Source organism: Caldisericia bacterium (assembly GCA_021158845.1).
Lineage (GTDB): Bacteria > Caldisericota > Caldisericia > B22-G15 > B22-G15 > B22-G15.
Genome location: JAGGSY010000176.1, coordinates 1 through 11,502, shown reverse-complemented (window position 1 = coordinate 11,502; position 11,502 = coordinate 1). Strand labels below are relative to the sequence as shown.

The window sequence follows — 11,502 nt, the reverse complement described above, 5'->3', positions numbered from 1 at the left end:
GTTCCCCCTCGTTTTTCTATCATACATATTGATTCTTTCCCTTATAGGAATTTACCTTTCAAATCCTATATCTGGTTTTCTTGGTGGAGCCATTTCATTAATCACAAAGCACCTCTTTGAAATCTCAAGAATAGAGTTCAATGGTTCTCCAAAATTGGTATTAACAAGAGATATTCTTCCCCCTCTTACATTTGAAAATCTAAATATACTTCTAACTCCCTTCCTGTTTTCAATTCTCATATCTCTTTACATCTATACTAAAAATAGAGAAAGAAAAAGAGTAAATAACCCTCTTGTATCCCTTATTTTACTCCTCTCCATATTTATTGGCATCTTTCTTAACTATTATTATGGCTCTTACTCTATATACGTACTTCCCCTTGCGTCCTTTGTGATAGGTCTAATTTCTCTCAATGTGGTTCTCTCTTTCACATCGGGAGTGTTTCTTGGTGTTTCCTTCTCTCTGTCCAATTTTTATTTCTTTACATACAGGGGAGATTTAAATCTAATGTTTTCTGAACCTATGAAACTACTTCCTGGTTTGATTATTTATACAATCTTTTCCATTGTAATTGCTTCGCTTTCAGGTTTCCTCTTTACCTCATTTATAAGAGCCTTGAAAGGCAGTCCAAAATATGATAAACAAGAATATGTAGAAAAAACTGAAACTCCTGCTTTGCCCCAACAAGAGCAAAGCCAAGAGTCCATAGGAGGTGAAGATGAGAAAGTACGAGATGATGGTAATCTTCAGACCTGAGTTGTCTGATGAGGAACTTGATGCTCAAGAGAATTTACTTAAGGAAAGTGTAGAATCAAAAGGGGGGAAATGGATTGAAACAGTAAAGTGGGGTAAGAGAAAGTTTGCATACCCTATTATGAAATTAACAGAGGGTTATTACTATATTTATTACTTCTATCTTCCAGGGAGCGAGGTTTTGAACCTAAAGAATGAAATCAAATTGAATGATAAAATACTTAGATTTATGATTGTGCGGAAGGAGGAGAAGAGGAGTGTACAATAGGATAATTGTGGTGGGAAGACTGACTAAGGATCCTGAAGCAAGATATACTCCTTCAGGAAAACTTGTCTCCACCTTTAGAATTGCTTCAGGGAGGGTTTACACCGATAAAAATGGAGAAAGAAGGGAAGAGACCCTTTTTATAAATGTGGTTGTATGGAACGATAGAAGAAATATGGCTGAAAATGTGAATAAGTATCTATCAAAGGGTTCTCTTGTCCTTGTAGAGGGAAGGTTGAGAATTAGAGACTATGAAACATCGGATGGTGTATCAAGGAGAGCAGTAGAGATAATTGCTGACAATGTTAAATTTTTAAGCACAAAACCTAAAACCGAGGAGGAATCTTCTTCTTCAGAAGATGAAGTCCTCGATGAAGATATTCCAATAGATTAGGAGGTGAATTATGGCAAAAACTGGATACAGAAGATTTCGTCCAAGAGTTAAAGTCTGTTACTTCTGTAAAGAAAAAATAGAAGAAATTGACTATAAGGATGTTGAAACATTAAAGAAGTTTCTTACACCAAGGGGTAAGATACTACCAAGGAGAAATACTGGTGTATGTGCAAAACATCAAAGACAGCTTGCCCGCGCAATCAAGAGGGCAAGAGAAATGGCACTATTACCCTATATAGTTTATTAAAATGAAAAGGGTTAAGGTAATACTTTTAAAGGATGTTGACGGATTGGGTAAATCAGGGGAACTTAAGGAGGTTCCCCTGGGATACTATAAAAATTTTCTTGGTCCAAAGCTTCTGGCAAAGAAGATATCCGAAGGAGAGGAAAAACACTATCTCACTACTCAAAAGATAAAAAAGAGCAAAGAAGAAAGGGATAAAGAAGAGGCTTTAAAGTTAAAGGAATTGATAGAAAGGGAAGAGATAACAATAAAGAAAAAGGCTGGGGAAAAAGGAAAACTCTATGGTGCTGTAACAAATGAAGAGATAGCAGAGCATTTAAAGAAAAAATTTAGAGTCAAATTTGACAAGAAAAAAATAGAATCAGAGGAACCAATAAAGACTATTGGAGTCCATAATGTAAGAATAAAACTCTTCAGGGATATCTATGCAAATGTAAGGGTAAGGGTAGTAGAAGAAGAATAGATGGAAGAGATACTTGGGAGAGTACCCCCTCATAATATTGAGGCTGAACAAGCCACATTAGGTTCAATCCTTATTGATAATGATGCTATAGTAAAAGTAATTGATTTTTTAGAACCTGAGCATTTCTACAGAACCTCTCATCAATTAATCTACAAAGCTATGAAAGAACTCTATGAAAAATCCGAACCCATAGATCTACTTACAGTCTCTGAACACTTGAAGAAAAAAGGTGAACTTGAGGAAGCGGGTGGTTTCTCATACCTTGCAACCCTTACAAATATAACTCCTACAGCTTTAAATGTGGAAAAGTATGCAAAGATTGTTGAGGAAAAATCTATATTAAGGGAAATAATAAAGGCAGGCATTGAAATAATAGACCTTGCCTTTAACTCTCAGGAGGATGTAGGTGACACCTTAGATAAAGCACAGGAGATTCTATTTAATGTAGCAAAAAGGAGACTATCAGCTCCTTTCTATCCCTTAAAAGATTTACTGAAGGAATCCTTTGATAGAATAGAAAGCCTTTATAAAAGAAAGGAAGGAATTACAGGAATTCCTTCGGGATTTCCTAAACTTGATAAAATCACTGGGGGTTTCCACAAAAATGATCTTATTGTTCTTGCAGCCAGACCATCTGTTGGAAAGACATCCTTCTCTCTAAATGTGGCTACTAATGTGGCTACTAAATTTAATCTTCCCGTGGCAATATTCTCCTTAGAGATGAGCAAAGAGCAAATAGTTGAAAGAATTTTAGAATATACAGCAGAGGTAAATTTTCATAAATTAAGGACAGGGATCTTCTCAGATGAGGACTGGAAGAAACTTGGTAGAGCTTATGGTCCTCTCTATGATGCACCTATATATATAGATGATTCCTCAGATATTTCTGTTTTAGAAATAAGGACAAAGGCAAGGAGGCTTAAATCAAAAGAGAACCTCGGAATGATTGTGGTAGACTATCTCCAGCTTATGCATCTGAGAAGAAAGGTGGAGAACAGAGTCCAGGAAATATCTGAGATAACCAGGAGTTTAAAAAAACTTGCAAGAGAAGTGGGAGTTCCTGTGCTTGTAATCTCTCAGTTGTCAAGGGCAATAGAGAAAAGGGAGGATAAAAGACCCATGCTTTCAGATTTGAGGGAGAGTGGAAGTATTGAGCAGGATGCAGATGTGGTCATGTTTCTAAGTGTTAAAGATGAGGATAAAACAAAGGATACAAATATTGTAGATTTAATTGTAGCAAAGAACAGAAATGGTCCACTCGGTAAAATTAAGCTTAAATTCCTTAAGCAATTCGCTAAATTCCTTGAAATGGAGTATAGATTTGAAGAAGAGGGGGAGGAGGAACCTTTTGTTTAAGGAAGAATCTTTTCTATGTCCGTTCCTCTATGTATTGAATATCTTGGTATTTCAAAGGGGTATGTAGTTTCTATAGTAACCCCTTTATAAACTGTAAAGGCAAACTGAAATCCAGCTTCTTTTAGTAAATCAATTGTCTCCTTTGAATACTCCCCATAAGGATAGGCGAACATTAAAGGTTCATACCCAAGATTTTCCTTTATCACACTCCTTGAATTAAGAAAATCTGTCAGAACTCTATCTCTAAAATCTTCTTCTGTTTCACCATCTCCATTGGTATAAATGGAAGAAACTGATTTTCCATTCTTTTCTATTCGTTTATGTGATAGGTATGTGTGAGAATCAATCTCAAACACTCCACTCTCGACCATCTCTCTTGCTTCCTCCCAGGATATGAAACCTGATCTGTTTCCTACCCTTCCAGCAATAACAAAGAACACAGCTTTAAATCCATACTTCTTAAGTACTGGGTAGGCATATTTATATACACCCCTAAGACCGTCATCAAATGTTATTAAGACACTCTTATCTGGAATATCAGTTTTTCCTTTAAGAAATTCCCTGAAATTTTCTCCAGAAATAGAGGTATAGCCCTGACTTTTTATATATCTTATCTCTTTTTCAAACTCCTCGGGTGTTATTGTATAAAGATTCCCTCCTTTTTCCGATATGTTGTGAAACACAAGCACAACAACCCCTTTTGGATATATTGTTATCTTTATATTTTGAAGTGCAGATTCTACATTAAACTGAGAATTTGGATCCTTTGTATGTATGAAATGAGTACCTGGCGAAAGGGTTACTTTTTCATAAAAATCACCATTCCCATCTGTTTTGGTTCTTTTAAAGAATTCTCCGTCTATATATATATCAACTTCTTTATCTGGATCATAAAAACCAAGAATCTCTATCTCTTTACTCACAGTTTTAAGTCCATTTAATGGAGAGTAAATTACAGGATATGCATTAATCACATTTATAACCCTTCTCTCTTCAATTCTATCACCTTTAAAATCTATTCCCCTAAACTTAATAAAATGACTTCCCTCAGAGAGAAACTGAGAGATCATTATCTCGTTAGACCATATCTCTCTCTTCTTATCGTATATTAATGGATAAGTCGTTCCATCATCGAAGGTAGCAGTTACATTCTCTAAGATGCTTGATGTGATAACCTCCATCTTTATACTTTTACCAGCTCTTACAAATGTCGGATAAACATATATATCCCATACAGGAATTTCACTGTTTAAAAATATATTGATGTATTTTTCAAATTGTTTTCCATCCGCTAAAACTTCAACTTCAACTCTATACTCTCCATCTTCAAGTTTATCTGGAAACGAGGTATATACCCTATTTTCCTTTAATTCTGTATCCAGTTTCTTAATAACATTTTCACCACTTACATAGACTGCTATTTGCTCTACTTTTTCTATTGGCTCTATTTCAACAATTATAGGCTGATTTGGAGATACATACCCTTCACCCTTTGGAGAGATAAAGGATATGGATACATTTACACTAACATTGGGATTGCAGGAAGAAAATAAAATTAAAAAGATAGCCCCCACCCATAACAAATTTCTTCTCATCCTTTCATAACAGCAATAGGTCTCATCTTTGCAACTTTTATTGATATTCCCTCCTTATGCAGTACATCAACCACATTGCTTACATCCTTGTATGCCTCAGGCGCCTCTTCAACAAGGGTCTTATTGCTCTTTGCCTTCACAAGAATTCCCTTATCTCTCATACTTCCAAGCACTTTACCTGCACTCTGTCTCCTTAATGCTTCATGTCTACTCATCATTCTTCCCGCTCCATGACATGAGGATCCGAAGGTCTCTTTCATTGCTTTATTAGTACCAACCAATACAAAAGAGTATCTTCCCATATCTCCCGGAACAAGAACTGGCTGACCTATACTTTTATACTTCTCAGGAATCTCACTACGTCCAGGAGCAAAGGCTCTTGTTGCACCCTTTCTATGAACAACAAGTTTCATCTGTTTTCCATCAATGTTATGGTTTTCCACCTTTGCGATGTTATGGGCTACATCATAGACTATCTCAAGCCCTATCTCCCTATCAGAGATTCCAAAAACTTCACGGAAGCTCTCCCTTGTCCAGTGAGTTATTAATTGTCTGTTTGTCCATGCAAAATTTGCAGCAGAAACCATTGCTGCAAAATACCTTCTTGCCTCTGGAGAGTTAAAGGGAGCGCATGCAAGTTGAGGGTCAGGAAGTCTTATTCTATATTTTCTTGCAGCATTACTCATAACCTCAATATAGTCAGATGCAACCTGGTGTCCTAAACCTCTACTTCCAGTGTGTATAAGAACTGTTACCTGTCCCTTAAACAAACCCATTACTTTCGCTATATCCTCTCTATAAATTTCTTCAACAACCTGTATTTCAAGAAAGTGGTTTCCTGCACCAAGAGTTCCCAGTTGGGGCGCTCCTCGTTCCTTTGCTCTCCTTGAAACCATATTGGGGTCAGCTCCGGACATACTCCCATGTTCCTCTATGGTTTCAAGATCTTCCTCCCTTCCATAACCCTTTCTTATAGCCCACCTTACCCCATCTTTTAAAACAGGATTGAGATCGTTGGGTCTGAGTCTCAACTTTCCGCTGGATCCAACACCTGAAGGTATATTATTGAAGAGCACTGAAAGTAGTTTGTCCAATTTCTTCTCCACATCATCCCTTTTAAAGTTTGTTCTAAGCAATCTCACTCCGCAATTTATATCGTATCCAACCCCACCCGGTGAAATAATACCATCTTCAACTCTAAATGCAGCAACTCCACCAATGGGAAACCCATATCCCCAGTGTATATCAGGCATAGCAAGAGATGCCTTTACAATCCCTGGAAGGGTGGCTACATTTGCAACTTGAAGTGGAGATCTATCAGAAAGAACTTTTGGAAGCAATTTTTCATTCACATATATTATTCCAGGAACTCTCATGCCAGGAATGGTTCCAATGGGTATCATAAATTTTGTATCTGATAGTTTCTTAAGATGCTCTCTTCTTATTTCCATAATCTTCCTCCTTGAAGAAGTTTTTATTTTATTATACAATAAAAGCAAAGCGCCCGTAGCTCAACTGGATAGAGCAGTAGTTTCCGGAGCTACGTGTGGAGGTTCGAATCCTCTCGGGCGCACCAAAAGGGGAAAATGAATAATAAATTTTTGGAAAGAAGAGAATACTATAGAAAAAAAGCGGAGAGAAATCTTTATCTTCTAACCTCTCAATCGTTATATGCTGAGTACCTCATACTTACTGGTGAGTATGATAAAGCACTGCTTGTGAGTTTAAAAGGATTACTTAACTCACCATGGTTCCTCAGACTGCAGGTAGATTTAGGTCTTTCCTATTTACTAAAAAATGAACTGAATTCAGCAGAAGAAGAATTTAAACATGCTTTAAAAATCGACCCAGAAAATCCGCTTGCTCATCTGTTTCTTGCATTAACATATATAAAAATGGATAGGTTAAAAGAGGCAGAGGCAACTCTAAAATCAGGATTTGAGTACAATCCTGATGTAAATTACATAAGGGACCTATTAATATGTATTTATGAGAAACAGGGAAAAACTTTAGATATCACAGGTTCAGAATTTGAAAAAATTGAAGAAAAAGTTAAAGAAGGCTTCATCTCCTCATCCAGTGTTTTAAGAATTAAGGAGGAGAAGGGAGAGAATATTCCATATGAACTTCTCTATGCAATATCTCTCATGCAGGAAGATAAGATGTCTGAGGCAATCTCTGTTTTAGAAAAAATATTAATCTATCATCCTTATTATCCTAAAGCTTTATACAATTTAGGTAAGGTGTACTCCATTATAGGTGATAATCCAAGAAAGGAAGAAAACTGGAAAAAGGCATTTGAAGTTAATCCGCTTCTCCCTGAATTAAAAGAAGAGGCAAAGAATATAGAGAGTGTTCACATAGATATAAATGATCTATCTGAAATGAGAGATTTAGAGAAAACTATAGTGGAATATACACTCAAAGAATTCAAAAGTATTCTAAAGTCAGAGAGAATAGAAAAACCTCAAGAAGAATTAGAAATTTCCGAAAAAACTGTAGCTGGAGAAGAAACTCCTGAAACCTCAACCAACGAGCAGAAACCGCAGAAACCCTTGGAGGAGAAAATTCCTGAAGAAGTTATTGTGACAGAGGAGGAAATTCCAGAGAAGATAGAAGAAAAAGGGGGACCTCTTAAAGAATTAGAAATTCAGGAAACCGAGGAAGTATCTCAACAGGAAGAGACATCAGAAAGCGAGGTAGTTAAAGAGACTTTTTCTGATACTAAAGGAAAGGGAGTGGAATACTTTAAGAATAAAGGAATGGAGTATCTTAAGAAAAGAATGTATAGAGAGGCAATAGAAATGTTTACAAAAGCACTAAAGGAGGGAAAGGAGAAAATATAATGGGAAAAGAGGAAGTTTTAAACGAAATAATCAACATTCCAGGTGTGGTTGGTGCAGTACTTTACTCAACTGATCTTGAAGATCATATGGCAAAACTCTCTCTTGATATTGATGAAAAGGTACTTGGAGGTTTGGGAGTTTCCATTATAGGATTTTGGGAAGAAATAGCAAATAGCCTTGAGATGGGTGATATAGAGGAAATGATTGTGGAGACAAAGAGGGGTAGATTTTTAATCTATAAAATTTTAAATTATGTTCTTATTATACTAACAACAAAAGCTGGGAATTTGGGAACAATAAAATACAACCTGAATAAAGCTATAAAACATTTGAGAAGCACTTACTAATGTGAATAAAGGAAAACTTTTCATCGTAAGCGGTCCCATAGGTAACCTTGATGATATCACCATTAGAGCACTTAAAGTATTAAGAATGGTGGATTTAATTGTCTGTGAGGATACAAGAGTTACAAGTAAGCTACTAAACAGATACAGGATAAGTAAAAGACTTATTTCATATCATGAAGGTAATGAGAAAAAGAGAAGGAAAGAGATTCTCTCGTATCTGTCATCTGGAAAAAATATAGCCCTTATGTCTGACGCAGGAACTCCCTGTATATCAGATCCAGGGGAGAAACTTATAGATGAGTGTATAAAAGAAGATATAGAGATAAAAACTATACCTGGACCCTCCTCAGTGATTTCATCCCTTGTTATCTCTGGAATTAAATCTATGCCATTTTTATTCATAGGTTTTCTTCCAAAGAAAGAAAAGGAGAGGGAGAAGGTAGTTGAAAAATATTTTTATCTTAATACCACCATTGTTTTCTTTGAATCACCTCATAGACTTATAGACACCATTAACTATCTGGCAAAGAGGTTTCCTGAAAGAAAGATTGCTTTGATAAAGGAACTAACAAAGATACACGAGGAAGTCATAAGAGGTACATTAAAGGAAGTGGCAGACCTTCTTAAAGATAAGAATATAAAAGGAGAGTGGACAGTGGTTTTAGAGGGAGGAGAGAGAGAAGAATGGGAGAGTGATTTTGAATTGCTGCTTAAATTAAAATTTACAAAGAAAGATATTTTAAAGTTTCTTACAAATAAATATAAAGGCATAAGAAACAAAGTTTATAAGAGATTAGAGTTAAAGGATGTATAGATGATTCCTTTGCTCCCTTGAAATATGAAGGAGTTAAGTTAAAATTTACTAAAAGAGAACAAGGAGGAAAGGATATGGATAGGAAGTTTTTTGTTACTACTCCAATTTACTATGTAAACGACAGACCTCATATTGGGCATTTATACACAACAAGTATTGCTGATATAATTGCAAGGGCAAAGAGAAAACAGGGGTACGATGTATTATTCTCAACAGGAACTGATGAACACGCAGTAAAGATAAAAAGAGTTGCTGATGAGAAAGGGATACCGGTAAAAGATTATGTTGATAATCTTTCTGATTTCTGGAAAAAAACATTCAAAGATTTTAATATCTCTTTTGATACCTTTATAAGAACAAGTGAAGAAAGGCATAAAAAAGTTGTAACCCATTTTTTTAAGACTCTCATGGATAAAGGAGATATATACAAGGGTATATATGAAGGGTGGTACTGTATATACGATGAAACTTTCTTTTCAGAGGATGAGTTGCTTCCAGGGAATTTATGCCCTGTATGTAAAAGACCTGTTGAGAAAGTAAAAGAGGAGAATTACTTCTTCGCTCTCTCTAAATATGAAGATAAGCTACTTGATTATTATTTATCTCATCCAGACTTTGTTGAACCAAAGTCAAGATACAATGAGATGCTCTCTCTTATCAAGAGTGGCCTTAAGGATGTATCCATATCAAGAAAAGGTATAGGTTGGGGAATTCCTGTTCCAGGCGATCCAAATGCCGTAATATATGTGTGGTTTGATGCTCTAATAAACTATGTTACTGTCTCAGGTTATCTTCAAAACGAGGAAAAATTTAATAAGTATTGGCCAGCAGACTTACATCTTATAGGTAAGGATATAACTCGATTCCATAGTGTCATCTGGCCTGCAATGTTAATGGGAATGGGACTTCCATTGCCAAAAAAGATATTTGCTCATGGCTTCTGGCTTGCTGAAGGTGAGAAAATGAGTAAGTCTAAAGGAAACTTTATAAAACCTAATGAGGTTATAGAGTGGTTTATGAAAAAAACCAATATAGATAGAAACCTTGCCATTGATGTATTTCGTTATTACATCTTAAGGGATATGACCTTTGGAGAAGATGGAAACTTCTCCTACTCATCATTCATAACAAGATACAACACAGAACTTGCCAATGATCTTGGAAATCTTTTAAACAGGACAACAAACCTTGCAGTCAAATTCTTTGATGGTTCCTTAGGTGAAGGGTATGATAGGGGTTATTATGTAATATTTGAGAAAACCTTTGATGAAATCATAAGTCTCTACAATGACCTTAAACTCTCAGAGGTTCCTGTTAAAATAAATGCACTCGCAAATACACTGAACAAGTATCTTGATTCAAAGGCACCATGGAGACTTATTAAAGAGGGAGACAAGGAAGAGGCTGAAATTGTTCTTTCCACCGTTCTTCATGGGCTTGAGATTGTCCTTCATTTGATTTCACCCATCATGCCAGAAAGTGTAAAACTGTTCTTTAAGTCTTTAGGAAAGAAAGAAGAGGAAGGAACTTTAATTAAAGAAAAACTTTTCCCATGGAAAGGTGGATACAAAATAGAGAAAATTCCACCAATCTTTCCAAGGGTTGAAGAAAAAGTAAAAGTAAAGGAGGAAAAAAAGATGGCTGAAGAAGAATATATCACAATAGAGGATTTTAAAAAATTAGACTTAAGAGTTGCCGAAATAGTTAGTGCAGAAAAAATTGAGGGTGCTGATAAGCTATTGAAACTAACTATAAACATTGGAGATGAAACAAGAACCCTTGTAGCAGGAATAGCACAGTATTACAAACCAGAGGAAATCATCGGAAAAAAGATAATAGTGATTAAAAATCTAAAACCAAGAAAATTGAGAGGAGTAGTTTCTCAAGGGATGCTTCTTGCTGCAACGACAGAAAGTACCGTTTCTATCTTAACACCAGATAAAGATGTTCCAAATGGAACTAAAATCACCTAATTTTTAAGAGTTACGCTTCTTTCAAAAGGATTCCATGAAACAGAGAAACCAAATACCTTAGCTATAAATCTTACTGGAAGCATTGTTCTCCCATTGGCGATGAAAGGTTTTACTCTTAAATCCTCGTCAATTTCCATCTTCTCACCATTCAATAATGCAAACTCTTTATCAATCCAGAGTTTTACATTATTATCTTTGTACATTATCTCAACGCTTCTCTCTACTCTATTCCATCTAACTTTCCCACCCATTCCCTCTACAATAAATCTTACAGGAGCGAAACTCCTTCCATTAATTATAACAGGGGGCACATCCATCTTCTTTAATTTATCATTCACATAGAAGTAATTTTTTCCTATAAAGATTTTAATCTCTATAGAATTCATATAGGTGACTTCAAATGTTTCTTTGATTTTATTCTTCATATTATCAAGTGCTTCAATAATTATTT

13 protein-coding genes and 1 tRNA gene are annotated in these 11,502 nt (G+C 35.6%); 11 read left to right on the top strand and 3 right to left on the bottom strand.

Annotation, left to right across the window (positions count from 1 at the left end; translation table 11 throughout):
• The 6 genes from J7J33_06380 to dnaB all read left to right on the top strand — a co-directional run.
• Positions 1-757: hypothetical protein (locus tag J7J33_06380; GenBank protein MCD6168903.1), on the top strand; the 757-nt coding region annotated here is incomplete at its 5' end.
• Positions 720-1,022 (top strand): 30S ribosomal protein S6, encoded by a 303-nt coding sequence (gene rpsF, locus J7J33_06375; GenBank protein ID MCD6168902.1) that lies wholly within the window; start codon positions 720-722, stop codon positions 1,020-1,022. The genes J7J33_06380 and rpsF, both read left to right, overlap by 38 nt.
• Complete coding sequence (gene ssb / locus J7J33_06370) at positions 1,012-1,413, top strand: single-stranded DNA-binding protein (protein ID MCD6168901.1); 402 nt, start codon at positions 1,012-1,014, stop codon at positions 1,411-1,413. The genes rpsF and ssb overlap by 11 nt, the downstream gene beginning before the upstream one ends.
• Positions 1,414-1,423: 10 nt before the next feature.
• Complete coding sequence (locus J7J33_06365) at positions 1,424-1,660, top strand: 30S ribosomal protein S18 (GenBank protein MCD6168900.1); 237 nt, start codon at positions 1,424-1,426, stop codon at positions 1,658-1,660.
• Between the two features lies 1 nt (position 1,661).
• Positions 1,662-2,120, top strand: coding sequence for a 50S ribosomal protein L9 (gene rplI / locus J7J33_06360; protein MCD6168899.1), 459 nt, complete (start codon positions 1,662-1,664; stop codon positions 2,118-2,120).
• Positions 2,121-3,476, top strand: coding sequence for a replicative DNA helicase (gene dnaB, locus J7J33_06355; protein MCD6168898.1), 1,356 nt, complete (start codon positions 2,121-2,123; stop codon positions 3,474-3,476).
• Here the strand turns inward: dnaB and J7J33_06350 are convergent.
• Together J7J33_06350 and J7J33_06345 are read right to left on the bottom strand one after the other, a co-directional pair.
• Positions 3,473-5,071, bottom strand: coding sequence for a polysaccharide deacetylase family protein (locus J7J33_06350; GenBank protein ID MCD6168897.1), 1,599 nt, complete (start codon positions 5,069-5,071; stop codon positions 3,473-3,475). The genes dnaB and J7J33_06350 overlap by 4 nt on opposite strands.
• Positions 5,068-6,522: an RtcB family protein gene (locus tag J7J33_06345; GenBank protein ID MCD6168896.1), complete on the bottom strand. Its 1,455-nt coding sequence runs from the start codon at positions 6,520-6,522 to the stop codon at positions 5,068-5,070. The genes J7J33_06350 and J7J33_06345 overlap by 4 nt, the downstream gene beginning before the upstream one ends.
• 49 nt (positions 6,523-6,571) lie before the next feature.
• On the opposite strand from J7J33_06345, the gene J7J33_06340 reads away from it, so the two are divergent.
• From J7J33_06340 to metG, 5 genes are all read left to right on the top strand, one after another.
• Positions 6,572-6,647: transfer RNA gene (locus tag J7J33_06340), tRNA-Arg, on the top strand.
• A 10-nt stretch (positions 6,648-6,657) separates the two neighbouring features.
• Positions 6,658-7,917, top strand: coding sequence for a tetratricopeptide repeat protein (locus J7J33_06335; GenBank protein ID MCD6168895.1), 1,260 nt, complete (start codon positions 6,658-6,660; stop codon positions 7,915-7,917).
• A complete protein-coding gene (locus tag J7J33_06330; protein MCD6168894.1) occupies positions 7,917-8,264 on the top strand; it encodes a roadblock/LC7 domain-containing protein in 348 nt (115 codons plus the stop codon). Before J7J33_06335 ends, J7J33_06330 begins: the two co-directional genes overlap by 1 nt.
• 1 nt (position 8,265) lies before the next feature.
• On the top strand, positions 8,266-9,078 hold the full coding sequence (gene rsmI / locus J7J33_06325) for a 16S rRNA (cytidine(1402)-2'-O)-methyltransferase (GenBank protein ID MCD6168893.1): 813 nt from the start codon (positions 8,266-8,268) through the stop codon (positions 9,076-9,078).
• A 74-nt stretch (positions 9,079-9,152) separates the two neighbouring features.
• Positions 9,153-11,051, top strand: a complete 1,899-nt coding sequence (gene metG / locus J7J33_06320) for a methionine--tRNA ligase (protein ID MCD6168892.1) — start codon at positions 9,153-9,155, stop codon at positions 11,049-11,051.
• On the opposite strand, the gene J7J33_06315 is transcribed toward metG, so the two are convergent.
• On the bottom strand, positions 11,048-11,502 hold a 455-nt coding region (locus J7J33_06315; protein MCD6168891.1), incomplete at its 5' end, for a copper amine oxidase N-terminal domain-containing protein. The genes metG and J7J33_06315 overlap by 4 nt on opposite strands.